The 25749-nt window shown below is 61.9% G+C and carries 26 protein-coding genes; 13 read left to right on the top strand and 13 right to left on the bottom strand.

Annotated elements, in window-relative coordinates; all coding sequences use genetic code 11:
• Positions 1 to 47: 47 nt before the first annotated feature.
• Complete coding sequence (locus EV286_RS01345) at positions 48 to 1253, bottom strand: NAD-dependent formate dehydrogenase (protein ID WP_132955201.1); 1206 nt, start codon at positions 1251 to 1253, stop codon at positions 48 to 50.
• A 243-nt stretch (positions 1254 to 1496) separates the two neighbouring features.
• Positions 1497 to 2417 (bottom strand): LysR family transcriptional regulator, encoded by a 921-nt coding sequence (locus EV286_RS01340; protein WP_132955200.1) that lies wholly within the window; start codon positions 2415 to 2417, stop codon positions 1497 to 1499.
• A 399-nt stretch (positions 2418 to 2816) separates the two neighbouring features.
• Here EV286_RS01340 and EV286_RS01335 point away from each other — a divergent pair, with 399 nt between their 5' ends.
• The 4 genes from EV286_RS01335 to EV286_RS01320 all read left to right on the top strand — a co-directional run bounded on the left by EV286_RS01335 (position 2817) and on the right by EV286_RS01320 (position 6429).
• Positions 2817 to 3776 (top strand): helix-turn-helix domain-containing protein, encoded by a 960-nt coding sequence (locus EV286_RS01335; protein WP_132955199.1) that lies wholly within the window; start codon positions 2817 to 2819, stop codon positions 3774 to 3776.
• Between the two features lie 168 nt (positions 3777 to 3944).
• Positions 3945 to 5453: an aldehyde dehydrogenase gene (adh, locus tag EV286_RS01330; protein ID WP_132955198.1), complete on the top strand. Its 1509-nt coding sequence runs from the start codon at positions 3945 to 3947 to the stop codon at positions 5451 to 5453.
• A 75-nt stretch (positions 5454 to 5528) separates the two neighbouring features.
• Positions 5529 to 5930, top strand: a complete 402-nt coding sequence (locus tag EV286_RS01325; RefSeq protein ID WP_132955197.1) for a DUF779 domain-containing protein — start codon at positions 5529 to 5531, stop codon at positions 5928 to 5930.
• Between the two features lie 79 nt (positions 5931 to 6009).
• A complete protein-coding gene (locus tag EV286_RS01320; RefSeq protein ID WP_132955196.1) occupies positions 6010 to 6429 on the top strand; it encodes an NUDIX domain-containing protein in 420 nt (139 codons plus the stop codon).
• Between the two features lie 5 nt (positions 6430 to 6434).
• Here EV286_RS01320 and msrA read toward each other — a convergent pair whose 3' ends face one another.
• The 4 genes from msrA to EV286_RS01300 form a co-directional block, all read right to left on the bottom strand.
• On the bottom strand, positions 6435 to 7175 hold the full coding sequence (gene msrA, locus EV286_RS01315) for a peptide-methionine (S)-S-oxide reductase MsrA (RefSeq protein ID WP_132955195.1): 741 nt from the start codon (positions 7173 to 7175) through the stop codon (positions 6435 to 6437).
• 12 nt (positions 7176 to 7187) lie between these two features.
• Positions 7188 to 9059 carry a cytochrome c biogenesis protein DipZ gene (locus EV286_RS01310; RefSeq protein ID WP_132955194.1) on the bottom strand — a complete coding sequence of 624 codons (1872 nt, stop codon included), beginning with the start codon at positions 9057 to 9059 and terminating at the stop codon, positions 7188 to 7190.
• Positions 9060 to 9077: 18 nt separating this feature from the next.
• Positions 9078 to 9569 (bottom strand): peptide-methionine (R)-S-oxide reductase MsrB, encoded by a 492-nt coding sequence (gene msrB / locus EV286_RS01305; RefSeq protein WP_132955193.1) that lies wholly within the window; start codon positions 9567 to 9569, stop codon positions 9078 to 9080.
• A 199-nt stretch (positions 9570 to 9768) separates the two neighbouring features.
• On the bottom strand, positions 9769 to 10662 hold the full coding sequence (locus EV286_RS01300; protein ID WP_132955192.1) for a LysR family transcriptional regulator: 894 nt from the start codon (positions 10660 to 10662) through the stop codon (positions 9769 to 9771).
• 120 nt (positions 10663 to 10782) lie between these two features.
• On the opposite strand from EV286_RS01300, the gene EV286_RS01295 reads away from it, so the two are divergent.
• The 5 genes from EV286_RS01295 (at position 10783) to EV286_RS01275 (ending at position 14710) form a co-directional block, all read left to right on the top strand.
• Complete coding sequence (locus tag EV286_RS01295) at positions 10783 to 11169, top strand: cupin domain-containing protein (RefSeq protein ID WP_132955191.1); 387 nt, start codon at positions 10783 to 10785, stop codon at positions 11167 to 11169.
• Positions 11170 to 11194: 25 nt separating this feature from the next.
• Positions 11195 to 12184: an aldo/keto reductase gene (locus EV286_RS01290; RefSeq protein ID WP_132955190.1), complete on the top strand. Its 990-nt coding sequence runs from the start codon at positions 11195 to 11197 to the stop codon at positions 12182 to 12184.
• Positions 12185 to 12223: 39 nt separating this feature from the next.
• On the top strand, positions 12224 to 12961 hold the full coding sequence (locus EV286_RS01285) for an SDR family oxidoreductase (protein ID WP_132955189.1): 738 nt from the start codon (positions 12224 to 12226) through the stop codon (positions 12959 to 12961).
• A gap of 47 nt (positions 12962 to 13008) precedes the next feature.
• Entirely contained in the window at positions 13009 to 13686 is a 678-nt protein-coding gene (locus tag EV286_RS01280; protein ID WP_132955188.1) for a RibD family protein, read from the top strand.
• 85 nt (positions 13687 to 13771) lie between these two features.
• Positions 13772 to 14710: an SDR family oxidoreductase gene (locus tag EV286_RS01275; protein WP_132955187.1), complete on the top strand. Its 939-nt coding sequence runs from the start codon at positions 13772 to 13774 to the stop codon at positions 14708 to 14710.
• Here EV286_RS01275 and EV286_RS01270 read toward each other — a convergent pair.
• From EV286_RS01270 to EV286_RS01250, 5 genes are all read right to left on the bottom strand, one after another.
• Complete coding sequence (locus tag EV286_RS01270) at positions 14647 to 16659, bottom strand: nucleoside-diphosphate sugar epimerase/dehydratase (RefSeq protein ID WP_132955186.1); 2013 nt, start codon at positions 16657 to 16659, stop codon at positions 14647 to 14649. The two genes, EV286_RS01275 and EV286_RS01270, sit on opposite strands and share 64 nt — an antisense overlap.
• A 198-nt stretch (positions 16660 to 16857) precedes the next feature.
• Positions 16858 to 17433, bottom strand: a complete 576-nt coding sequence (locus tag EV286_RS01265) for a sugar transferase (RefSeq protein ID WP_132955185.1) — start codon at positions 17431 to 17433, stop codon at positions 16858 to 16860.
• 167 nt (positions 17434 to 17600) lie between these two features.
• Entirely contained in the window at positions 17601 to 18401 is an 801-nt protein-coding gene (locus tag EV286_RS01260) for an anti-sigma factor (protein ID WP_207909710.1), read from the bottom strand.
• A complete protein-coding gene (locus EV286_RS01255) occupies positions 18388 to 19026 on the bottom strand; it encodes an RNA polymerase sigma factor (RefSeq protein WP_132955184.1) in 639 nt (212 codons plus the stop codon). The genes EV286_RS01260 and EV286_RS01255 overlap by 14 nt, the downstream gene beginning before the upstream one ends.
• Before the next feature lie 60 nt (positions 19027 to 19086).
• Positions 19087 to 19638, bottom strand: a complete 552-nt coding sequence (locus tag EV286_RS01250) for a tetratricopeptide repeat protein (protein ID WP_132955183.1) — start codon at positions 19636 to 19638, stop codon at positions 19087 to 19089.
• Between the two features lie 199 nt (positions 19639 to 19837).
• Between EV286_RS01250 and EV286_RS01245 the strand changes: the two genes are divergently transcribed.
• The 3 genes from EV286_RS01245 to EV286_RS01235 all read left to right on the top strand — a co-directional run bounded on the left by EV286_RS01245 (position 19838) and on the right by EV286_RS01235 (position 22716).
• Positions 19838 to 20890 carry a type III polyketide synthase gene (locus tag EV286_RS01245; protein WP_132955182.1) on the top strand — a complete coding sequence of 351 codons (1053 nt, stop codon included), beginning with the start codon at positions 19838 to 19840 and terminating at the stop codon, positions 20888 to 20890.
• Positions 20887 to 21390 carry an isoprenylcysteine carboxylmethyltransferase family protein gene (locus EV286_RS01240; RefSeq protein ID WP_132955181.1) on the top strand — a complete coding sequence of 168 codons (504 nt, stop codon included), beginning with the start codon at positions 20887 to 20889 and terminating at the stop codon, positions 21388 to 21390. The genes EV286_RS01245 and EV286_RS01240 overlap by 4 nt, the downstream gene beginning before the upstream one ends.
• Positions 21391 to 21468: 78 nt before the next feature.
• Positions 21469 to 22716, top strand: a complete 1248-nt coding sequence (locus EV286_RS01235; protein WP_132955180.1) for an FAD-binding oxidoreductase — start codon at positions 21469 to 21471, stop codon at positions 22714 to 22716.
• A gap of 131 nt (positions 22717 to 22847) precedes the next feature.
• Here the strand turns inward: EV286_RS01235 and EV286_RS01230 are convergent, their stop codons facing one another.
• The gene (locus EV286_RS01230; protein ID WP_132955179.1) at positions 22848 to 23825 is read right to left on the bottom strand and encodes a LysR family transcriptional regulator; all 978 of its coding nucleotides are present in this window, start codon (positions 23823 to 23825) and stop codon (positions 22848 to 22850) included.
• Positions 23826 to 23910: 85 nt separating this feature from the next.
• Here EV286_RS01230 and EV286_RS01225 point away from each other — a divergent pair, with 85 nt between their 5' ends.
• Positions 23911 to 25035: an alkene reductase gene (locus EV286_RS01225; RefSeq protein ID WP_132955178.1), complete on the top strand. Its 1125-nt coding sequence runs from the start codon at positions 23911 to 23913 to the stop codon at positions 25033 to 25035.
• Between the two features lie 142 nt (positions 25036 to 25177).
• Here EV286_RS01225 and EV286_RS01220 read toward each other — a convergent pair whose 3' ends face one another.
• A complete protein-coding gene (locus tag EV286_RS01220) occupies positions 25178 to 25714 on the bottom strand; it encodes a gluconokinase (RefSeq protein WP_132955177.1) in 537 nt (178 codons plus the stop codon).
• Positions 25715 to 25749 lie beyond the last annotated feature (35 nt).

The raw sequence follows: 25749 nt of genomic DNA, 5'->3' as shown, positions 1-25749 counted from the left end.
AAGGGCGCGGTCCACTTGCACTTGGCCGCGCCCTCCCTTGGCACTCGTCAGGCGTGGTGTTTGAGCTTGGCGCGCGTATCCGATCCGCGAGTCGCGTCGCCGGCGCTATAGGAGTGCGCACCAGTGCCCGCGAGCTTGCCGCCATCGACGATCAGATATTCGTCGCGTATGGGCCGCTTCTCGAAGAAGCATTCAAGAATCTCGCGGGTGCCGGCGGCATAGCGGGCCTGGGCGGAGAGCGACGTCCCGGAAATATGCGGCGTCATGCCCTGATGTGGCATAGTCCGCCAGGGGTGGTTCTTGGGTGCCGGTTGCGGGAACCACACGTCGCCGGCATAACCGGCGAGCTGGCCGCTTTCCAGGGCTCGGACGATCGCGTCACGATCGCAGATCTTCCCGCGGGCAGTGTTCACCAGGTAAGCACCCCGCTTCATGTTGGCGATAAGCTTGTCATTGAAGAGGTTCTCGGTTTCGGGATGCAAGGGCGCGTTGATCGTCACCACGTCGCAAACCCTGACCATATTCTCGACGCTCGGGTGCCAGATCAGACCAAGTTCCTTCTCGGTGGCCTCGGGCAATCGGTAGCGATCGTAGTAATGGAGGTGCATGTCGAAGGGCTTCAGCCGCTTCAGGACGGCGAGGCCGATACGACCCGCCGCGACGGTGCCGACGTGCATTCCTTCGATGTCATAGGAACGCATCGCGCAATCGGCAATGTTCCAGCCGCCCTTGGTCACCCATTCGTGGGAGGGGATGTAGTTGCGGACGAGCCCGAGGATCATCATGACCACATGCTCGGAAACGCTGATGGAGTTGCTGTAGGTGACCTCGGCGACGGTGATCCCATGCGCGCTGGCGGCCTGGAGATCTACATGGTCGGATCCGACGCCGGCCGTCAGGGCAAGCTTGAGCTTGCGAGCCTTGGCAATGCGCTCGGCGGTGAGATAGGCCGGCCAGAAGGGCTGGGAGATGACCACGTCGGCATCCACGAGTTCTTTTTCGAATGTGGAGTTCGGGCCGTCCTTGTCGGAGGTCACGATGAAGGTGTGGCCATTCGATTCAAGATACTTTCGAAGGCCAAGTTCGCCCGAGACGCTGCCAAGCAGAGTGCCGGGCTTGAAGTCGATCGCCTTGGGCGACGGCAGCGTCTCGCCGCCGGGATAGCGGTCGATCTTCGGAAGTCCGTCGCGCGCGTAGGACTTCGGATAGCCATCGATCGGGTCGTCATAGAGAACGCAGACCACTTTTGCCATGTTCGTTTCCTCGAAGTTTGGGCAATAGGAAGCACCACCGGCGATGCGTGGGATCGCATCGTCGCGCTGAAGAATTCGCTTTTTCGGATTTGGCCACGTCGAATGGGTTCGGCGATATCTGGCCTATGGTGCTTCCTTGCATTGGTCCCGTTTTGCCGGGATACCGTTTCAACGACTCGATTGTCCCACGGCGGCGAAGGTCGGACAAATGAAAGCTTTCGACCAATCGATAGGCGCACTCAATCAAGTATGGGCAGGGGATCGGCGGTCGGAGTCGATGCCCAGATCGACACCGCGCAGCGCTTTCACTAGCGCCTTGGTCATGGGGGACTGCGGAGAGCGATCGGAAATGACGAGGCCAACGGCCTGGGTGTGGCTCGGGTCGGTCAGTTCTATCCATACGAGATCGGAGCTATCGCCGAACATGCGGAAAAAAGTCCGCGGCACGATACTGCACCAGAGGCCGTTGCGCAGATGAGAGCAGACCGCAAGGAATGAATTGCTGATGACGGACGGGCGTATCGTCAGGCCGAGGGAGGTGGCAATGCCGTTCAGGATCCGCCGGTTCTGCATGTCCTCGCTCAGAAGGCAGAGCGGCTCGGCGACTGCCTCCTTCCATGTCAGCGACATGCGATCGGCAAAGGGATGATCGGACCGGCAGGCAAAAACATACCGCTCCTGATACAGCGAGATACGCTTGACGTTTTCCAGGGGCTCGTTCTCGAGGTAGGTGATACCGCCGTCGATGTCGAACGTGTCGAGTGCATGCTGGATAGCGCGCGACGTCATCGACGTGATTTCGATGACTATGTCCGGATGGTGGTCGCTGAATCGCTCCGACAGCAGCGACACGGAGGGCATGGCGGCGGGAATGACGCCGAGCCGCAGCGTTCCGCTCAGGCTCCCGTGAGAATCGTTCAGGTCGTTCCTGAGGCTGTCGTAATCGAGAAGGATCTGGCGGCCCCACTCGAGCACCCTCTCGCCGTCACGCGTCAGGCCCATGAAACGGTGCCCGCGCACGATCAGCGTCACCTTCAGATGCTCCTCGAGCTTGCGAATGGCGGCCGACAACGTGGGCTGCGTGACATTGCAGATCTCGGCGGCCCGCGCGAAGTGCTTCTCCTCGGCCAGCGTCACGAAATAGGAAAGGTGTCTGATCAGCACGGGAGGAACCTCGGCAATGACGCGTTATATCTCATTAAACATAACGACTGATCAATCAAGCGTTTTGAAAGGCTGATCCGGCGTTGGCGACGAAGAAACGCCGGTCGTCTTCACCAGCCTCCGCGCTGTCAAAAAGGTAGTCGCGTCCTGGCGACTGGCTCGAGACTTGCCGTGACGCTAGTCGATCGAGCAAGGGCAGTCTTGCAGATACGTCGCGATGGCCGCGGCCCGACGCCGCACCCGCCATGACATCATCGGGCCGAGCCTCCTCGGGGGTGTCGCATTTCTGAGACAGTTCGGCCGGATCGAATTTCGATATTACATCTGCAATACTTCGGTCGAGATTGCGGGGGCACCGCTTTTCCATCAGTATGCACTCACATAGGCGGGAGGAGTCTTATGCACGAGCACTCTGCACATGCAGAGCATGTCTATACGTGCGCGCAGCGGAATTCGGCTGCGGCAAGCTCTCCGATCGTCGCGTCATGGCGCCGCTGCATGACGATGCATCAACTCGCCCCGGAAGAGGAACGCGAGCCGCTTCGCCTGACACAGCAAGAGTTCAACGCGGCTCGCGAGCGCTCCAGCCAGTTGATCACGGACGCTGCGGACGAACTCGACCGGCTCTTCACGACGTTTGGAAAGGCGGGATGCTGCCTTCTGCTCACCGACCATACAGGCATTGCCCTGGAGAGGCGCGGCGCGGCCTGCGACGACAAGGAGTTCCACGATCTTGGGCTGTGGACGGGCACCGTCTGGACCGAGGCGAGCATCGGCACGAATGGCATCGGCACGGCACTCGCCGACGAGCGTGCGGTGGCGATCTTCCGCGATCAGCATTTCTTCTGCTCGAATATCGGACTGAGTTGCACGACGGCGCCGATCCGCGATCATCGCGGGCAGCTTGCCGGTGCGCTCGACATTTCGACCTGCCGTGATGACGCCAATGAAATGACGCTTGCGATCCTCTCCCAGACCGTGCGCGAAGCGGCGATGCGCATCGAGCTCAATCTCTTCCGCTCGGCCTTTCCGGGTGCACGTTTCGTCATGGTCCCCTCGGCCGGCGGTTCGGCGCACGCGCTGCTGGCCGTCGACAGGCATGATCTCGTGCTTGGCGCGACCCGTGCCGCCCGCTTGGCGCTCAAGCTCGACGACCGGCGCATCGCCGCGGGTATTCCAGCGGCCGACGCCCTGAATGAAAGCAGGGGCTCGCAGGAAGAGGAGATTGCCGAGGCGGAAAAGGCAGCTCTCCTGAGGGCTCTTTCGAGGAGCAACGGCAACGTCTCCCAGACCGCGCTCGCGCTTGGAATCAGCCGGGCGACGCTGCATCGAAAGATGAAGAAGCTCGAACTCCACTAGACATTTCGGCGCGCGGCGCAGGTGCTCCATTCATCGGGCGATCCTGTCGCACCCATGCGACACTGTGCGCTGCGGTAATCGCCCCCTCCCCTGTTTCCCACCGCCGAAGACGAGCAGAGTTCCGTGCGTTGGGTCCCGGGCCGGACCCTTTCAACATGGGAGGTTGATATGCTTCATCAGAAGATCGTGGAGTCGCCGTACAGGCTGAAATACGGCAACTATATCGGTGGCGAATGGCGTGAACCCGTCGAAGGCAGGTACTTCGACAACCCGACGCCGATCACCGGCGGCAAGCTCTGCGAAATCCCCCGTTCAGACGAAAAGGACGTCAACCTCGCGCTCGACGCGGCCCACGCCGCAAAGGAGAAGTGGGGCCGTACTTCCGCTGCGGAGCGCTCCAATATCCTCATGAAAATCGCCCAGCGCATGGAGGACAAGCTGGAGATCCTCGCGCAGGCCGAGACCTGGGACAACGGCAAACCGATCCGCGAGACCATGGCAGCGGACATCCCGCTTGCCATCGACCACTTCCGTTATTTCGCTTCCTGCATCCGCGCCCAGGAAGGCACGATCGGCGAAATCGACCACAACACGGTCGCCTACCACTTCCATGAACCGCTCGGCGTCGTCGGCCAGATCATTCCCTGGAACTTCCCGATCCTGATGGCGACCTGGAAGCTCGCTCCGGCACTTGCCGCGGGCAATTGCGTGGTTCTCAAGCCTGCCGAGCAAACACCCGCCTCGATCCTTCTCTGGGCCGAACTCGTCGGCGATCTGCTGCCGCCCGGCGTGCTGAACATCGTCAACGGTTTCGGCATCGAAGCCGGCAAGCCGCTCGCCACCAGCCCCCGCATCGCCAAGATCGCCTTCACCGGAGAGACGACGACAGGCCGCCTTATCATGCAGTATGCCAGCCAGAACCTCATTCCGGTGACGCTGGAGCTTGGCGGAAAGTCGCCCAACATCTTCTTCGCCGACGTGATGGCGCAAGACGACGATTTCCTGGACAAGGCGCTTGAGGGCTTCGCCATGTTCGCGCTGAACCAGGGCGAGGTTTGCACCTGCCCCAGCCGTGCCCTCGTGCAGGAGTCGATCTACGACCGCTTCATGGAAAAGGCCGTCAAGCGCGTCGACTCCATCAAGCAGGGAAACCCGCTTGATCCCGCGACCATGATCGGCGCACAGGCCTCCACCGAGCAGCTGGAAAAGATCCTCGCCTATCTCGACATCGGCAAGCAGGAGGGTGCCGAGGTGCTGATTGGCGGTTCGCGCAACAATCTCGACGGCGAACTCTCCACCGGCTACTACGTCAAGCCGACCATCTTCAAGGGCCACAACAAGATGCGCGTCTTCCAGGAGGAGATCTTCGGCCCCGTCGTCTCGGTAACGACCTTCAAGGACGAGAAGCAGGCGCTCGAAATCGCCAACGATACGCTCTATGGCCTCGGCGCCGGCGTGTGGACCCGCGACGGGAACCGGGCCTATCGCTTCGGCCGCGAAATCCAGGCCGGCCGCGTCTGGACCAACTGCTACCATGCCTACCCGGCCCATGCCGCCTTCGGCGGCTACAAGCAGTCCGGCATCGGGCGCGAGACCCACAAGATGATGCTCGACCACTACCAGCAGACCAAGAACATGCTGGTGAGCTATAGCTCGAAGGCGCTCGGCTTCTTCTGAGAGCGATCGCAGAGACCGACATGCCAGGCCTTCTCCCCTTTCGGGGAGGAGGCATCGTCTTTGGAGGAGGCAATCATGGAAACGATGGTCAACGGCGAGCCCCGCGTGCTTGCGACAGAGGCCGCGCTCGATCTCATCCGGGAAATCCAACGCGACCACCCCGACATTCTTTTCCACCAGTCCGGCGGCTGCTGCGACGGCTCCTCCCCAATGTGCTACCCGACCGGGGAATTCATGACCGGCGGGAGCGACGTCAAGCTCGGCGAGATCGGTGACGTCCCGGTCTATATCAGCGCCAGCCAGTTCGACGCATGGAAGCACACGCAGCTCATCATCGACGTAGTGCCCGGGCGAGGCGGCATGTTCTCGCTCGATAACGGCCGCGAGAAACGCTTCCTCACGCGTTCGCGCCTGTTTGGCGGCGGCGAAGCCTGTGCCATTCCAGTGGGCAGCGGGCAAGCTTCCGGGCGGGGATGAACGAGCGGTTGCCTCGCGCGCGAGACTCGGACAACAGTTCAGCCGGTTTCCAGCCTCCACAGGTCCATTTCCCTCGCGCATGAACAAAACGATCCGGATATCTGCCGCACTTGTCCTGCGTCCCAACGGCGACACGCTGCTCGTCCGCAAGACGGGCACGCAGGTGTTCATGCAGCCGGGCGGGAAGATCGAGCCGGGAGAGACGCCGGTCGCAGCACTCGTGCGCGAGCTCCGCGAGGAGATCGGCGTCGAGGCTGAAGCGGCCGGCTTTGTCCCGCTGGAACATTTCGAGGCCCCGGCCGCCAACGAGCCCGGCCATGTCGTCAAGGCAGACGTCTTTGTCCTGCAGATTGGCGACGTTCCGTTACACCCGTCAGCTGAAATCGAGGAGGTGCGCTGGATATCGCCCGAGGCTCCGGGCAACATCCGCATGGCGACGCTGACCGAGCATCATATCCTGCCCTTCTACCGGCAGGCGGTGCGCGTCCAGCGAGACTAGTGTTTTCAATTGCCGCTTTCCGCGACGAGAACAGGATCGGCCCGATAGTCCTTCGGGAAGATCTGCTTGAGGTTCTCGATCTTCGGTAGGTCATTGATGACGATATAGGGGTAGGTCGGGTTGTTCGTCAGGAAGTCCTGATGATAGCCCTCTGCCGGATAGAAGCTCTTTGCCGGCTCGATCTTGGTGACAATGGCCGCATCGTAGACCCTGGCCTTGTTGAGCTGGGCGATATAGGCCTCTGCGATCCTTGCCTGCTCGTCGTTCGTCGGGAAGATCGCGGAGCGGTATTGCGTGCCCGTGTCGGGCCCCTGTCGGTTCAATTGCGTCGGATCATGCGCGACCGAGAAATAGATCTGCAGCAGATGACCGTAGCTGACCTTCCTCGGGTCGAAGACGACTGCAACAGATTCAGCGTGGCCGGTCTGGCCGCTGCCGACCATCTCGTAATGGGCATTCTCCTTGCTGCCGCCAGCATAGCCGGAGGTCGCGTTGATGACGCCGTTGACGTGTTGGAACACGCCTTGAACGCCCCAGAAGCAGCCGCCGGCGAACACGGCCGTCTCCTTGCCGGCACCACCCTGCTCATCGACCGCGGGTGCGGGAATGACGCGCGCCTCTTCCGCTGCGGAGGGCGTCAGTTGCAGGACGCCGCCGACCAGGAGCGCTCCGGCCAAGCCGAAGGCCGCGATCTTTGCAGGTCGTTTCAGAAATTCCGGAGTCTTGCCTTTCCTCGAATTTTCCATGGTGATCTCCTCTCAGCCGAAGGTGAATGCATAGGCCTGGACCCCCGGGTCCAGGAAGCGGATTTCAAAGGTGTGGTCGGCGACGGCCCCGCTTTCACGCACGAGTTGGTAAAGCCGTTGTCCCGTCACGCTGCCATTGCCGGCGGCATCCGTGTCGACGCCGTGGCTTTCGCCGGGTGACTTGCCGTCCACGGTCACCTGGAAACGCACCGGCTTGCCATCCGCGGCGGGACCGAGCACCAGATGCAAATCTCGCGCGTGAAAGCGATAGTAGATGCTTCCATCCTTGTCGTTCAGCGCGGCATTCTCGGGTCCGACGGTCCAATTGCCCGTCAGCCCCCATTCGTTGAGACGCGGCTGCGCCGCCACGTAGACATGGGCTGCGTCGTTCACGGTGCCATTTGCATCGACGAAGTTCTCGGAGCGCTGCCAGCCGACATAAGTCTCCGGCGACTGGACGTCGCTCTGGTTCGATGAGGCTTCGGCGCCGGTCGCCTTCACGTCGACGATGCCGCCTGCGACACTAGTCCTCCCGGCCTCGGTCAACAATTGCTGGATCACTCGCTCGGACTGGTCATAGTCCCCTTCACCGAAGTGATGATGGCGGATGCGGCCCTGCGCATCGATGAAATAATGCGCCGGCCAGTATTCGTTTTCGAAGGCACGCCAGATTGCATAATTGTTGTCGACTGCCACGGGATAAGTGATGCCGAGGTCCGAGATCGCCTTTTTCACGTTATCGACGTTCTTCTCGAAGGCGAATTCCGGCGAGTGCACGCCGATGACCACAAGCCCCTGGTCCTTGTATTTCTCGGCCCAGGCTTTGACGTAGGGAATTGCGCGCAGGCAGTTGATGCAGGAATAGGTCCAGAAATCGACGAGCACCACCTTGCCTTTCAGGGCTTCCGCCGTCAGCGGCGGCGAGTTCAGCCACTGTACCGCGCCGTCGAGCGACGGCATCTGGCCTTCGATGGGCAGCTGATCGGCCGCCCCCTTCGGCTTCATCGCCATCATCATGCCGCCGCCGCTCATTGCCGCGGGATTGCCGGCCATCATCATCTGGTTGCCGCCGCTCATCGCCATCGAGCCGCCATCGCCAGCCGGCATGACGACCGACTTCATCGCACCGCCGGCATTGTCGGCCGTCTGGCTTTGCGGGCGGAACCGGTCGACGAGGCGCTGTTCCAGCACATTGGTGCTGGCAAGCGAAGCCTGCGTAAGGAAACCGGTATCGAGGCCGAGCCCGATCGCCACGACCGCGATCAGGACAGCAACACCCACGCCGCGGCGCAGCCATTCGCCGGCGCCGAGCGACTTCTTCATCGCCTGGTAAACCCTGCCTCCGATCAGCAGCGCCAGCGCCAGGGAGGTCGCCGCGCCGAGCGCATAGGCGACCAGCAGCAAGGTCGTTCCGACATTTGCACCCTGTAGCGCAGCCCCTGTGAGGATCAGGCCGAGAACCGGCCCGGCGCAGGGCGCCCACAGAAGACCCGTCGCGACACCGAGAAGCAGCGAAGCCACGACCGTCGAGCCGCCGCTGCGGCTGCTCTGATCGGCCGATTGCGACAGGCGCGCACCAAGCGAAACCAGAGGCCGGGTCAGATAGTCGGATAGCGCCGGAAAGAGGAGGATGACGCCGAAGACGGCAAGCAACGCCATGGCGGCGTAGCGACCGTATTCATTAGCCTGCACCGCCCATCCTCCGCCAACGGCCGCGAGCGTGGCGACAGCGGCAAAAGTCGCCGCCATGCCGAGCAGCATCGGCAGCGTGCTGCGCAGGAAAGGCTGGCCGGCGCGCGCGAAGACGAAGGGCAGCACTGGCAGGATGCACGGGCTGACGATCGTCAGTACGCCACCGAGATAAGCGAGAATGAAAAGGATCATGAAGATATCTCTTTCCGGTCAGGTCGTCGCCGGGTGGAATTTCAGGGCAACGCCGTTCATGCAGTAGCGCAGGCCGGTCGGCTTCGGCCCATCTTCAAAGAGGTGACCCAGATGCCCGCCGCAGCGGCCGCAGTGAACCGCCGTACGCACCACACCCAGGGAGGTATCGCGCTCGGTACCGACGACCTTGTCGTCGAGCGGCGCCCAGAAGCTCGGCCAGCCCGTGCCGCTCTCGAACTTCGTCGCGGAAGAGAAAAGATCCTGGTCGCATCCGGCGCAGGCGAAGTTGCCTTTCCCATGCTCCTGGAGCAGCGGGCTGGTATTGGGATATTCCGTGGCGGACTCCCGCAGCACCGCATATTGATCCGGCGTCAGGAGCGAGCGCCATTCCGCTTCGCTGTGTGTGACCGCGAAACGCTGCGCAGCCTGTGTCTTGCCGGCACGCAGGCCGATATGGAGCGCGATCGTCCCAAGACCTGCCGTGAAAAGCACCATGCGCCTGTTCAACATAGTCCCCTCCCTGGACAGACAATGATCCGCACCCTGGGCCAACCCGGACCAACGCTGTGCGACTACACGCCAATTACGGGAGCAGAGGCACATTTGTTACACACAAGCCGGTGAAGACACCGAAACGTGAACGAGCGCATGGCAAAGTGCCAACCTCAAGCCTTTCGCAGCCCATCTACCCAGCAGGGGCGATGCCGCGTCATGCGCGATATCGAAGCGCGTTCATCACGATTGCAAAGGCGGCCGAGGGCTGCCTTCGGCTCGGGTAGTAAAGGTGATAGCCGGAGAAAGAAGGGCACCAATCCTCGAGAACGCGAACCAGGCGGCCATCGCCGATATATGGCAGCACGGCGTCTTCCGGAAGATAGACCAGCCCCAGCCCCTTCAGGGCCGCGTTCAGCCGAAGGGAAAAATTGTTGAAGACAAGCTGCCCTTCGACGCGCACGCGCAGTTCATGACCGTCTTTTTCGAACTCCCAGGCATAGATGCCGCCATAGGTCGGCAGGCGCAGGTTGATGCAGTTGTGATCGGTCAGATCCCTTGGCGTCAGTGGCGTCGGATGATCGGCGAAATAGGAGGGCGCTCCGAGCACGGCCATGCGCATGTCGGGACCGATACGCACGGCGATCATGTCCTTTGCCACCTGCTCGCCAAGTCGGACGCCGGCGTCGTAGCGCTCGGCGACGATGTCGGTCAGCCCGTAATCGACAATGATCTCGACATGGATATCCGGATAGTCGGGCAGCAGCTTTTCCAGCGCAGGCCAGAGGATCCTCTCCGCGGCATGCTCCCCGGCATTGATCCGTATCGTACCGGCCGGCTTGTCTCGGAACTCGCTGAGGGCGGCGAGTTCGGTTTCGATCTCGTCCAGGCGTGGGGCGACGGTCACGAGGAGGCGCTCGCCCGCCTGGGTCGGCGAGACGCTGCGGGTGTTTCGGGTCAATAAACGCACACCGAGGCGTTTCTCGAGCGCGGTGACGGTATGGCTAAGCGCTGATTGCGACACACCAAGCTTGGCAGCTGCCCGCGTGAAGCTCTTTTCGCGCGCGACGGCAATGAAGGCGGCAAGATCGTTCGTCGGCTGGCGAACCATATATTAAACTTTCTCATAAGGCCTTGCGACTTCTATCACCTAATCGGGGGTAATCGCACGCGCTAAATATCCTCCAATCAGCGGTTCGATGAATGTCCGCTATTGGGAAAGGGTATACTAATGAACATCAAGCAGGCGGGGTCGGCACCCTCGGCCAGGGGACCGGCCGACTATTTCAGCGGGGTGGTCCGCATCGACGCCCCCTTCCAGGGGCAGCCGCCGGCGCGGATCGGCGGCGCGACGGTTACCTTTGAACCGGGTGCACGAACAGCATGGCATACTCATCCGCTCGGGCAGACGCTTATCGTGACTTCCGGGTTCGGCCGCGTTCAACGCGAAGGCGGCCCGATCGAGGAGATCCGTCCCGGCGACATCGTCTGGTTCGAGCCCGGAGAAAAGCACTGGCACGGCGCATCGCCGGGAGCCGCCATGACCCACATCGCCATCGCAGAGGCGCTGGACGGCAAGGTCGTGGATTGGATGGAACACGTCAGCGACGAACAGTAGCAGGGATAGGAAGGGAGAAATCAGGATGCAGAAACGCACACTCGGAAAGAACGGCCTCGCGGTCTCGGCCATCGGACTCGGCTGCATGGGGCTTAGCTACGGTTACGGCCCTGCGACGCAAACGCAGCAGGCGATCAAGCTGATCCGCACCGCCTTCGAACGCGGGGTAACTTTCTTCGACAGCGCCGAAGCCTATGGTCCCTACAAGAACGAGGAACTGCTGGGCGAAGCGCTCGCCCCCTTCCGTGACCAGGTCGTCATCGCGACGAAGTTCGGTTTCAACTTCAACGCCGAGGGCGGGCAGAGCGGCATGAACAGCCGCCCCGAACATATCCGGCAGGTCGCCGACGCGGCCCTGAAGCGGCTCAGGACGGATGTGATCGATCTCTTCTATCAGCACCGCGTCGATCCGGAGGTTCCCATCGAGGATGTCGCCGGGACCGTGAAGGAACTGATCGAGGAAGGCAAAGTGAAGCATTTCGGGCTGTCGGAAGCCGGGGCACGCACGATCCGCCGCGCCCATGCGGTCCAGCCGGTCGCCGCACTCCAGAGCGAGTATTCGCTGTGGTGGCGTGAGCCGGAGACCGAGATCATTCCGACGCTCGAGGAGCTTGGCATCGGCTTCGTGCCCTTCAGCCCGCTCGGCAAGGGGTTCCTCACCGGCGCGATCAATGAAAACACCGCCTTCGACAGCACCGACTTCCGCAACATCGTGCCGCGTTTCAGCCCGGAGGCCCGAAAGACCAACCAGGCTCTCGTCGACCTGCTGGACAGGATCGCATTGCAGAAGAAGGCGACATCCGCCCAGATCGCGCTTGCCTGGCTCATGGCGCAGAAGCCCTGGATCGTGCCGATTCCCGGAACGACCAAGCTGCTTCGCCTGGAAGAAAACATCGGCGCCGCTGCCGTCGAGCTGACCGAGAGAGATCTGCACGCCATCGAGGATGCCGTGTCGAAAATCACGGTGCAGGGCGATCGCTATCCGGCACATCTGCAGGCAAGGGTCGACCGGTGACTGCCGGACTGATCCATCGCATCTCGGAAGGGAAAGAAAATGGCACAGGGTATTGAAGGCAAAGTCGTCGTCATCACCGGCGCAAGCAGCGGACTGGGCGAAGCCGCCGCCCGCCGCCTCGCCGAGGGAGGGGCGAAGCTCGTCCTCGGCGCCCGCCGCCTCGATAGGCTGAACGCGCTGGCGGGCGAGCTCTCGCTCGGCGGCCACGCCGTCATGCAGACGGACGTGACGGAGTTCGAACAGGTGAAGCGGCTTGTCGATCATGCGGTCGAACGTCATGGCCGCATCGATGTCATCATCAACAATGCTGGCCTGATGCCGCATTCGCCGCTCGAGCGTTGCAAGGTCGAGGACTGGAACCGCACGATCGACGTGAACCTCAAGGGCGTGCTCTATGGCATCGGCGCTGTCCTGCCCTACATGAAGGAGCAGAAGAGCGGCCACATCATCAACGTGTCCTCGGTCGCCGGCCACAAGGTCAACCCCGGAGGCGCCGTATACGCAGCCACCAAGCACGGCGTGCGCGTGATCTCCGAAGGGCTGCGCCAGGAGGTGAAGCCGTACAACATACGCACGACCATCATCTCGCCGGGCGCGGTGGCAACGGAGTTGCCGGACAGCGTCACCGAGCCGGACATAGCGGCTGCGGTCCGCAAGCGTTATGAGGCGGCAATTCCAGCCGATTCCTTCGCCAGGGCGGTGGTCTTCGCGATGAGCCAGCCGGAGGATGTCGATATCAACGAAATCCTGTTCAGGCCGACCACACAGGAATATTGATGAGGGGCGGCCCCAGCCGCCCTTTTCACTGTAACCTGGAGTATGAAGTGAAACCGCATGTCACAATGCATATGGGGTCCAGCATCGACGGCCGGATCGTGCCCACGCACTGGCCCCAGGACCTCACGGCGCAATTGACCGAAGTCTATGAGCAGATCCATCAGAGCCTCGAAGCGGACGGCTGGATCGTCGGCCGTGTGACGATGGCTGATTTCGCCGATGGCGAGCCTCGCCCCGCAAAGGCAACGGAAGTCTATCCGCGTACGACCTGGAAGGCGCCCAGCGCGGAGCGGGGACCTTACGCGATTGCCATCGACCGGCATGCCAGACTGCATATGAATACCGGCAGCATCAATGGCGATCCGCTCGTCTTAATCCTCACCGAGGACGTCCCGGACGATCATCTGGCCGAACTGCGCCGGGACGGCATTTCCTACATTTTCGCCGGTCGTTCCGAAATCGATCTCGCTGTTGCGCTCGACTTACTGGCGAGCGATTTTGGCGTGAAGCGCTTGCTCCTCGAGGGCGGCGGCGGAATAAACGGCAGCTTTCTGGCCGCCGGATTGATCGACGAGATCAGCCTCTTCATCATTCCGGTCGCCGACGGGACCACGGGCATGCCGAGCACTTTCGATCGAGACGCGGCCCCGTCAAGGCGCCTTTCGCTCAAGTCCGTCGAGACGCTGGAGCATGACGTCCTTCACCTGCGCTACCAGGTCGCATGAACGACCGACAGCCAGACGCTTCCACGGTGCCCGCAACGAAAAAGCCTGCTAAGCAGTGGCGATCTTCAGTTTGCGGGCGGGAAGCATGATTCTGGTAACGGGAGCAACGGGCTTTGTGGGTAGCGCGCTTGTGGCCGAGTTGCGCCGAAGGGAACTAGGGTTCCGCGCAGTGAGCCGGAGCGAGCGCGACGGCTTTTATCGCGTGGGCGACATCAACGAGACGACCGACTGGTCGGCCGCACTCCCGGACATAGACACCGTTGTCCACCTTGCCGCGCGCGTCCATGTAATGCGCGAGACTGTCGCAGATCCCACTGCTGCGTTCCGGGCCGCGAATGTGACAGCCACGATCAATCTTGCCAGGCAGGCCGCCGCCGCCGGCGTCCGCCGCTTCATCTACATGAGCTCCGTGAAGGTAAACGGCGAGGCGACGCCGAAGGACCAGCCGTTCACCCCGGCAGAGATGCCCAAACCGCAGGACGCCTATGGCCTCTCCAAATGGGAAGCGGAGGAGGCCCTCTTTCAGCTGGGCCGGGCGACGAGGATGGAAATCGTCATCATCCGCCCGCCTCTCGTCTATGGTCCCGGCGTAAAAGCGAATTTTGCAAGCCTCATGAAATGGACACGGCGTGGCGTGCCCTTGCCGCTCGCGGCCGTGGAAAACAAGCGCTCGCTTGTCTATGTCGGCAATCTTGCCGATTTCATCCTGCGTTGCGCGGAGCATCCGGCAGCCGCCAACCGCGTCTTCCTGGTGAGCGATTTCGCCGATCTCTCGACCGCCGAGTTGATCACCAGGCTTGCCAAAGCGATGAACCGCAAGCCGAACTTGATCACCGTCCCGCCGTCGCTCCTAAAGACGGCGGCAAGGATTGTCGGAAAGGGAGACATGGCGCAGCGGCTCCTCGGTTCGCTTCAGGTCGACCCGAGCGACGACAGGGAACTTCTTGGCTGGACGCCGCCCTATCCGATCGACGAAGCCCTAAGGCTCACCGTCGAGGCATTCCTGAGAGAAGAAAACACCTGATCTCGGGCAGCGGTGGTCGCGCGCGGCTCGGGCAACTCGACCTCGGGGCTATCGCTCGGCACATAGCCGGAGACGAGCTCGGCAAGCATGCGGCGGGCAGCGCTCATGTCGTTTGCGTCGAGCGTGGCGGAAAGCCGCTTGATCTTCTTCGAGAGTTCCGGCCAGAAGAGGAAATCCTCGCGCGCCTTCATGATCCGCGGATGATCGGTCGGCTGCGGATCGTCGCCGATCAGCAACTCCTCATAGAGCTTTTCGCCTGGCCTGAGCCCTGTCAAGGTCAGCTCGATGTCGCCCTCGGGATTGTCATCATCCCTCACCGTCAGGCCCGAAAGCTCAACCATCCGGCGGGCGAGGTCGGCGATCTTCACGGGCTCGCCCATGTCCAACAGGAAGACGTCTCCGCCCTCGGCCATGGCGCCCGCCTGGATGACCAGCTGCGAGGCCTCGGGTATGGTCATGAAATAGCGGGTGATATCGGGATGGGTCAGGGTAATCGGCCCGCCGTCACGGATCTGCTGGCGGAACAGCGGGACCACCGAGCCCGATGAACCCAGCACGTTTCCAAACCTTACCATCGAGAAATTCGTGCCGGGGGCATCGACGGCGGCCGGCTCGGCCGCAAGCGCCTGGAGGACCATTTCGGCGAGGCGCTTGCTCGCGCCCATGACGTTAGTAGGGCGCACCGCCTTGTCCGTGCTGATCAACACGAAATCGGACACGCCACATTCCCGCGCGGCGAGCGCGGTGGTCAACGTTCCCGTGACATTGTTCCTGATGCCCTCGACGGGATTGTGCTCGACGAGCGGCACGTGCTTGTAGGCGGCCGCGTGATAAAGCGTCTGCGGCTGCCACGACCGCATGACTTCGCGCACGCGGTCGCCATCGCGGATGGACCCGAGGAACGGAAGGATCTGGATGTCGCTGAAACCGTATCCGGTTGCGAGCTTTGTCAACTCGGCGTGGATTGTATAGAGGGCGAATTCACTCTGCTCGAACAGGATGAGGCGCGAAGGGCGGCATTTCAATATCTGCCGGCAGAGCTCGCCGCCGATCGAACCGCCCGCGCCCGTCACCATCACCGCCTTGCCACGATTGTTCCTGTCGAGCAGCGCACGGTTCGGCGCGATGGTGTCGCGTCCGAGAAGGTCTTCGATTTCCAGTTCGCGCAGGTCAGTCACGGCGACCTTGCCCTGTGCGAGAGCCGTCAGATCAGGCAATGTGCGGACCGTCACCCTCGCCTTGCGTATGCTTTCCAGAATTTCGTTGCGGCGCTGTCGCGAGGTCGAGGGCAGAGCGAGCAGTACATCCCTGATCCCACGGCTCTCGACCAGCCCGGCAAGATCCAGGGGATCGTAGATCCGCAGACCTCCCATGATGCCGCCCTTGAGGCGCGGATCATCGTCGAGATAACCGGCAACGCTGAGCTCCGTGCTGTTGGCAAGTGCGGCGGCAAGTTGTCGGCCGGCGCTGCCGGCACCGTAGATGAGGACCTTCGGCAGGGAGCTTCGCCTGAGGATTTGCTGGTACTCGTCACCCAGCCAGTAGCGGATCCAGAGCCGTGACAGGCCGATCGCCAAGAGGAGAAGCATCGGCTGCAGGATACCGACTGTTCTCGGCACCCCTGGAATGCTCAATGCCGTGAAGAGCGCCATGTAGGCGACACCGTAGATCGCGACGGCCTTCAGGACCGCGACGAAGGCAGAAAGCCCGGCATAGCGAAAGATGGCCCGGTACAGGCCCATGACGATGAAGATCGGGATGGCCAAACAGAGGGAGGCGATGACCGGCAGCCATTGCACGCCGGAAAGCAGCACCCAGTCATTGAGGCGGAAGCAATAGGCAAGCCAGACCGTCAAGACGCAGAAGCTTGCATCGACGATCAGCGCCACGATCCTCTTGGCAACGCGAGGCAGGGCCAGCAGTGGTACCACGAGTTCTTGCACAGGCATTGATCTACGTATCCATCCGCCTTGGCCACTACCGGGGTGGGAGATCGTCCATCGTTATCCTGATGATCGCCTCTCCTCCCGACGGTGCCGGTCCGACTATTCACCCGACACCATCAAGCCAGAGAGCAGCCATATCAGTGACTGTCAACATTCTCATAGCCGATATTCACCGTATTTGCCTCCTAGAATTGTTTCAAATCAGTGAACAACACCCTCACGGCGAACAACTCTGATTACGGTAAGAAACAAAATTCGAATATCGAAGGCGAACGAACGCCTGTTCAGGTATTCCTCGTCGAGGTGGACTTTCTCGGGAATGGGAAGTTCGTCGCGGCCATTGATCTGGGCCCAGCCGGTAAGCCCGGGGAGCAGCTTATGGACACCGCATTCGGTCCTGAGTTGCACGAGGTCGTGCTGGTTGAAGAGCGCCGGGCGTGGACCCACGAGGCTCATCTCCCCCTTGAGGATGCACCAGAGCTGCGGCAGCTCATCAAGGCTGGACTTGCGCAGGAACGATCCGATCGGCGTCAGATAGGTCGCGGGATTGTCCAGCAGATGGGTCGCGACGGCCGGCGTATCGATGCGCATGCTGCGAAACTTCGGCATCCGGAAGATACGGTTGCAATGACCGACCCTATCCGACCAGTAGAGGACGGGACCGGGAGATGTCAGCCGCACTGCGAGGGCGACGACAAGCGCCGGAATGAGGAGCACAACAGCGGCCAGACTGGTGACCACGAAGTCAAAGAGCCGCTTGGACGTCGAATAGAGCATTGCTCGAACTACCGTGATGGCATGGCGGCCGGTTTCCGTTTCCGGAGCCCAAGGGCCGGCAAAGAAAGGCGATCGCACTCCCCTGGAGCGCGTCGGCCTGCTTATTCGAACATCAAGCGCTTAACAAGCCCCCGCATCCACCTGGCCCGCAGGGCCAGCGATCCGCGTCATACCGACAAGTGTCCCCGCACTGCGTCGGCCAGATCCATCATGCCGTCGATCGGCCTGTGTCCGATCAGCATGAAGGCATGGGTATCATTGGACCAATAGACGACATTCATGCCCTTCCGGTTCTCCATGTCCGGATCCTTGCGCCCACGAGACGAGGGCACTATGCAGAGCGCCATCGGTCCACTCTCGGGATCGAGATAGGCGATCTGCGCCAGGGGCTGGTCGTCATATTGCAGGATCTGCGCCCGCTTGAAGTCGATACCCGGCAGCGCCACCATTTGCGGCGAAAGCGAGAGACCGACCCTCGAGCCCACGTGGCCGAGTTGCTCCTCCTGGATCGCAGTCTCCGGCGATGGTCCGCTCAGGGTATCGGCGGTGTAGAGCGAGATGTATTCGGCAACCACCTTGCGCCACTCGCTTCCTTGCGACGAGCCGACATGCGCCTGGAGGCCGAGATAGGCCCGATCACCGACTACGCCGGCAACGAGGCAGGCGGCTGCCGTGGCAAGGAAGCTGCGGCGACCTGTCGCAAAAATCGTGTTCCTGCGCGTCTGCGGCGAGGGAATGTTAGCGAGCATGGCTTGCAGGTTTGCGGAAGGCGCTGCCGAAAGGACCGGATCATAAGCATGCGCGAATGGCAGGCTGCTGCGCGACAGGAAATCGAAGCGCTCGGCCACCACTTCGTCGGTACGGATCAGTTCTTCGATCTTTTCCCGCTCGGCACCATCAAGTTCGCCGTCAAGGAAAGCAACAAGCAGTTCGTCGGAAGGCAGTTCTCTTTTCTCACGGTCGATCATTCTGTCCCCCATCCGATGCGGGCGCAACTTGCGGTGCTCCGGCGGTCTCAGCGAGCCTTGCACGCGCGGTCGCCAAACGACTCATGACGGTACCGATCGGAACATCGAGCACCTCGGCCACCTCGCGATACGACAGGCCTTCGACATAGGCTAGAAACACAGCCGTCCGCTGTGCTTCCGGAAGAGCCTGTACCTGCCGGAGCACCTGTCCGGCCAGAACATGCGTCTCGGTGTCATGCGCGCCGTCGAAGACCAACGTCTCGTCGGCATCCACGAAACCCTGGCCCATGCGGACCTTGCGCGAGCGGATTTCGTTCAGCCATATCGAGTGGAGGATCGCAAACAGCCAGCGGTCCAGGCGCGTCCCGGGGGAAAATTGACCCGCGCGCTCGAGTGCCCGCACGCAGGTTGCCTGGACAAGATCGTCTGCCACGTCGCGGCGACGCGACAGGACCATGCCGTATCGCCAGAGGCGCGTCAGATGCTGCGCCAGTTCCGTTCTGATTTCGTCTTCGTTTGCGATAGCATCCTCCCGCTCACGCGGTCTCAGGCGAACCGCCGGCAATGCCGGCGATTCTCGTTGGTCGCGACTATAAGCAGGAAATATGGAATGAGCGACTGGCACTCCCAGGTCCCTTTCAGCGCTTTTCATCACGGCTACCGCGTCCGTCCAGAAGCTGGACAATCAGATCTTTGAGCTGGTGATCGCTTCGTTAAGATCTCGATACTCTTCGCAACCCGTACCGCAGATGCCCTTGATGGTGTTGAGCTGCTCCTTGGCAAGATCGACGCGTCCCTTGATGACGTAGGCCTCGCCGAGATATTCGCGGACCTTCGCATAGCGCGGGGCCATCTTGACGGACTGCAGGTAGAAGGCGATGCCTTCATCGGTGCGGCCGAGCTTACGCGTCGCGTATCCGCGATAGTTCAGCGCTTCGGCCGTGTTCGGGTTCTTCAGCGTGTCGAGCATTGCCAGCGCCTCTTCATATCGGCCGGCCTTGGCAAGCGAATAGGCATAGTCAGTGCGGTTCTGGTCCGAGATCACGGCACCCTGCTGCTTGACGCACTTCTTCGTCTTCTTGTCGTAGATCTGGCCCTTCTTGCAGGTCGGCGTCATGCTGTCATTGTCGCCGATGGCAAAGGCCAGCCCGGGAAGGCTGTTTGCCACAAGGCCAAGGCCGAGCACGAGCAGCGGCAGGCGGCGGGAAAAATGAGAACGAGTATTGGCATTCGTCATGGGGATTTTCTCCTTCGCACATGAACATGCGGAGGAAGAACACGGCATCCCGGAGCTTTATTCGTCAGTCCCGGAATTTTTTCCGTTCACGGCGCATCGAACGACGGTCACCTTCGCGTGACATTTCAGCGATGCCGAATATTTACCGCGCAGAAGTGTTCTATCCAAGGTGCCGCCAGGGTGACCAAGGAGAATCAATGTGACCAATGCCGTCAAGCTCGTCAGTCTTGCCGTTTCGGCGCCCGAGCATGTGATCAACCAATCCGAGGCAGCGGAAGCCGCGGCGCAGATGTTTTCCGGGCGCTTCAAGGACTTCAAGCATCTTGCCCGGGTGTTCGACAATGCCGGCATACGCACGCGGCATACGGCGCGGCCGCTTTCCTGGTTCATGGAGCCGCATGGCTGGCAGGATCGCATGGACGCCTACCAGGACGAGGCCGAGAAGCTGTTCGTCAACGTTGCCAGCATGGCGTTGGAACGCGCCGGAATGAGAGCGAGCGACGTCGACTGCGTCGTCACGACCTCGACCACCGGTTTCACGGTCCCGAGCATCGAGGCGCGGATGGCGGAAACCATGGGCTTTCGGGGGACTATCCAGCGCGTGCCACTCTTTGGTCTAGGCTGTGCGGGCGGCGTTTCGGGGCTTGCCATCGCCTCGCGGCTTGCCGCAGGTCGTCCCGGTTCCGTCGTGCTTTTCGTCAGCATCGAGCTTTGTTCGCTCGCCTTCCGGCTGGATGAACTGACGCGCCCCAACATCATCGCGACGGCGCTTTTCGGAGACGGCGCAGCCGCATGCGTCCTGCGTGCCGGTGAGGAAGGCCTTGCCGAGATCGAATCGACCGGCGAACACCTCTTTCCGTCAACCCTCGGCATCATGGGCTGGAAGGTCGACAACACCGGCCTAGGCATCATCCTCGACCAGGCACTGCCGCCCTTTGCGCAGGAGCATGTGGGACCGGCAATTGCCAATATTCTCAATCGCTCGGGCCTGCGCATAGACGACATCGATCGCTTCGTCTGTCATCCCGGCGGTACCAAGGTGCTGCGCGCGATCGAGAGTGCGCTTTCACTCGAACCGGACTCGCTCGGCCACGAAAGAGACGTGCTCACAGACTATGGAAACATGTCATCGCCGACGGTGCTCTTCGTGCTCGACCAGGTCATCAAGGATGGCCTGCCAAGACGGGCAGCGATGGTGGCAATGGGTCCGGGCTTCACTGCAAGCTGCGTAACCCTGAGGAGGGCAGCATGACGGCCGCATCGATCGCCATTCTCCTTTTCGTCACGCTGCAACGCCTCCTTGAATTGGTCTATGCCCGGCGCAACACCGCCGCTCTGCTTGCGCGTGGCGGCGTGGAGGTTGCTGGCGAACACTACCCGTTCATGGTCGGCATGCATGCGGCCTGGCTCGCGGGTCTCTGGCTGCTTGCGCCGGGCCAGCCGATCAGCCTGCCCTGGCTCCTGATTTTCGTCATTCTCCAGGCCCTGCGGCTGTGGGTGCTCGCAACGCTCAAGGATCGCTGGACCACACGCATCATCGTGCTGCCGGGGGCACCGCTCGTCCAAGATGGACCCTATCGCTTCATACGCCATCCCAACTATGCCATCGTCGTCGGCGAGATCGCGGCGCTGCCGCTAACGTTCGGTCTCACTTTCTATGCACTGGCTTTTTCGGTGCTGAATGCGGCGATCCTCTACGTTCGGATACAGGCGGAAAACGCTGCCTTGGAAAAGGCAATGATTTTGAAATGAAATAGCATTTTTCGTTTGCGCCACGATCTCCCGCCGGGCATTTTCGCTCTTTGGGCAAAGTGTGGACTGCAGACAGACATGACAAAAGACGTAATCGTGCTGGGCGCCGGAATCGTCGGCGTTTCGACCGCCATCCATCTTCAGCGTCGCGGGCGGCAGGTGACCCTTGTCGACCGCAAGGCGCCCGGCGGGGAGACGTCATTCGGCAACGCAGGCCTCATCCAGCGCGAGGGCGTCGTGCCCTACGGCTTCCCGCAGCAGCTTGGCGTCCTGATCCGCTATGCCTTCAACAACCGCATCGACGCGCATTACCACCTCCGTGCCCTGCCGGGCCAGCTCGCCTTTCTCGCGCGCTACTGGTGGAATTCGAACACGAAGCGCCACGAGATGATCTCGCGCGCCTATGCACCGCTGATCGAGCATTCAATCTCCGAACACAATGATCTCATCGAAGCTTCCCATTCCGGCCACCTGATCCGCAAGGACGGCTGGATGGAGATATTCCGCACCGACGCGAAGCGGGATGCAGAGTTTGCGGAAGCCGAAAGGCTCCAGCGGGAATTCGGCGTGAGCTACGATGCGCTGAGCGGTGCCGACATAGCGCGCATGGAGCCGAGCATCCGGGGCGAATTCCGCGGCGGCCTTCGCTGGCGCGATCCTTGGTCGGTACTCGATCCCCACGGATTGATCACCGCCTATCGCCTCTACTTCGAACGCCTTGGCGGGCGCTTTACTTCAGGCGATGCCGCGACGCTTGAGCAAACGGCTTCCGGCTGGAAGGTAACGACCAGCGACGGAGCCGTGGAAGCGCAGGACGCGGTGGTGGCGCTCGGACCATGGGCGGACCTCGCAACGAGCAAGCTCGGCTACTCCTTTCCGCTCGGCGTCAAGCGCGGCTACCACATGCACTATGCGCCCGAAGGCGATGCCATGCTCAACAACTGGACTCTCGATGCCGAGCGCGGCTATTTCCTGGCGCCGATGAACCGCGGCATACGCCTGACGACAGGAGCGGAGTTCGCCGCGCGCGACGCACCGAAGACGCCGGTGCAGCTCGACCGCGCCGAAAAGGTCGCGCGGGCCATCTTCCCCTTGGGAAGAAGGCTCGATCCGGAACCCTGGATGGGCGCGCGGCCATGCACGCCGGACATGATGCCGATCATCGGAAAGGCGCCGCGCCATGACGGGCTGTGGTTTGCCTTCGGCCATGCTCATCACGGCCTGACGCTCGGGCCGGTGACCGGCCGCGTGCTGGCGGAGCTCATTACCGGCGACGCGCCCTTCATCAACATCGCGGCCTATTCGCCGAACCGCTTCAATCCATGAAAACGACGGCCGGGCAGTTCGTCGCATTGGTCGGTGCCAGCGACATTGGTCGCGACCGGTGAAACACCGACAAATCTGCCCGCGGCAAAGCACGCTGGGGCGCAACCATCCGCCGCCTCTGGAAAGCGAACCTATTCGGCGGCGATCATGATGGCATCGGGCGCAGCGTTGGCCTGAAGTATCTCGGCGCGGACGGGTTCGACTGCGGCAAGGATCTGCTGGCGCAGCCAGGCGTGGGCGGCATTGCGGTCGGATGAGGTGTGCCATGCGAGCGAGATGTCGTAGGGCGGGATGTCCACAGGTCCCGGGCTGATCCCGAGGCCGAACACCGGCGCCCAGGCCCGGGCGAAGCTTGCCGGCACGGCCGCGATCGTGTGCGTCTCCCGAACCAGGATCGGCAGCGTGAAGAGGTGCGGCGTCGTGACCGCTGCGTGCCGTTTTAATCCACGCTCAGCCAGCACCTCGTCCACGAGGCGGCAGCGTCCGTCCTTGCTGACGATCACGGCTTGCGGGGTGGAGAGAAACGTCTCGAGGTCGATCGAGCCGGAAGGCCCGGTCTTCTCGGGATTGCTGAGGATGACATAACGCTCGGACCAGAGCTTGCGGCGCTTATGAAGTTCATTGCCGGTCTCCACCTTGCCGATCGCAAGGTCGATCTCGCCGCTGTCCAGCAGATCCGCAGGGTAATCCTGGTCGAGTGACCGCACGATGAAATTGACCCGTGGCGCCTGCTCGTAAACGGCAGCGAGAAGCCTCGGCATCAACAGGCTTTCGAGATAGTCGGTCATTCCGATCGTGAAGGTACGCTCATCCGTTGCCGGGTCGAACTGCTCCGGCTCGATCAGGCGGGACTGGATCGTGCACAGGATGCAGCTGACGGTTTCCGCGAGTTCCTGCGCCCGCGGCGTCGGTTCGATCCCGCGCGCCGAGCGAACGAACAGCTCGTCCGAAAGAAGCGTGCGCAGGCGGCCGAGATTGTGGCTGAGGGCGGATTGCGAAATGCCGATCCGATGCGCCGCGCGTGTGACGTTGCGCTCACTCATCAAGGCGTCGAAAGCGACCAGCAGGTTCAGGTCGAACTTCAAGATATGAGCATGATCGATCGACATCATTAGCTCCATGAGTTGGATTTATGATCTGCCTATAGATATCTATCCCGTCGATGATAATCAACCACCCTGAGGAACAACACTCATGAAGTCACTCTTTGAAACCTACGACATGAGCGGCCAAAAGCTTCGCAACCGCGTCGTCATGGCTCCGATGACCCGGGCCAGGGCGAAGGACGGCATAGCCGACGAGCAGACCGCCGAATATTACCGCCAGCGCGCCGGCGCCGGCCTGATCGTCACCGAGGGAACGCCGATTTCGCAAGAGGGAACGGGCTTTGCCTTCATCCCCGGCATTTGGTCGGACGATCAGGTTCGTGGCTGGCAGGGTGTGACGAAGGCCGTACACGAGGAAGGCGGGAAGATTTTTGCGCAGATCTGGCATGTCGGCCGGATGTCGCATACCTCGCTCCAGGCGGCCGGCGGGCAGCCCGTCAGTTCCAGCGCCAAACCGGCACGCGACGACAAGAGCACGGCCTATGCGTTCAACGACGAAGGTGTCGCTGGCTTTGTCGAAGCGAGCGTGCCGCGGCCGCTCCGGACCGACGAGGTCGCCAGGGTCGTCAACGACTTTGCGAATGCCGCGGCCAATGCCGTTGGCGCTGGATTCGACGGCGTCGAAATCCACGGTGCAAATGGTTATCTTCTGGAGCAGTTCCTCAATCCGCTGATCAACGACCGTACCGACCGGTATGGTGCCGGAAGCGTCGAGGACAGGACGCGCTTCGTGCTCGAGATTGTCGATGCGGTGGTCGCGCGAATTGGCGCCGCGAAGGTCGGCATCCGGCTCTCTCCATTCGGCAGGCTGTTCGACATGCCGCATCATCCTCTGATCGAGGAAACCTACCTGCACCTTGCGGCTGCGCTTGCTGAGCGCAACCTGGCCTATGTGCATCTGAAGGACCAGGGCGCTGCCAGCGCTCCGGCTATTTCGAGGGACTTTCTGGGCAGGTTCCGCCAGAGCTATTCAGGTACGCTTATTCTTGCTGGTTCGCTGGACAAGCGTCGCGCTGAGGAGTTCCTGCGGGACGGCCTGATCGATCTTGCGGCTTTCGGCCAGCCCTTCATCGCGAATCCCGATCTGGTGGCGCGCCTGCGGCAGGACCTTGCTTTGGCTACCCCCATCCGCGAGACCTACTATGGCGGCGGCGCGGCAGGTTACACCGACTACCCGGCGTATGAGGACAGCGCCGAGGCAAAGGCCGCCTGATTGGAGTTCACCTCACAGGCGCCTCGCTCATGCGAAATGCCCTAACTATCGCGGCCCCAAGGGCAACCCTGGGACCGTGCAAAGGCCCTTCAAATTCATCGGCATGACGAGGATTGGGAACGGCCAGGCGGTCGTCCCATCGCTAATCGACACCGATCGCGGCGAGCTCCTGCACGGCATCCGCCGCAATTTTCTCCAGGCTATCATCAATATCCACGGTAACCACGCCCGGCTCACCAGTCGGCACCTCCAGCGTTAGCAGCTGGCTCTCGAGCAGCGACACCGGCATGAAGTGTCCCTTGCGCTCACCCATGCGCTTCATCAGGAGTTCCCTCGAGCCATCGAGGTAGACGAAGAGAAGACGGTCATCGGCGGCGGCCCGCAGGCGATCACGGTAGACGCGCTTCAAGGCCGAACAGGATATGACGATGCCTTCGCCGCGGGCCACCGAGGCCTTCATCGCGTCGCCGATCAGATCGAGCCACGGCATCCTGTCCTCATCGGTAAGCGGTATGCCCTTGGCCATCTTCTCGACATTGGCTTCGGGATGAAGCTGGTCACCCTCCACGAACTGCAGGCCGAGATGCGCCGCGAGGCGCTGCCCCACCGAGGACTTGCCGCTGCCGCTGACGCCCATGACGATGATCACCGGAGGCCGGCCGTTTGATTTGCTTGCCATATTTCCCTATTCCGCGACGAATCGACTTGCGGGCC

Source organism: Rhizobium sp. BK251 (assembly GCF_004345245.1).
Lineage (GTDB): Bacteria > Pseudomonadota > Alphaproteobacteria > Rhizobiales > Rhizobiaceae > Rhizobium.
This window is presented reverse-complemented; position numbering and strand designations above follow the sequence as displayed.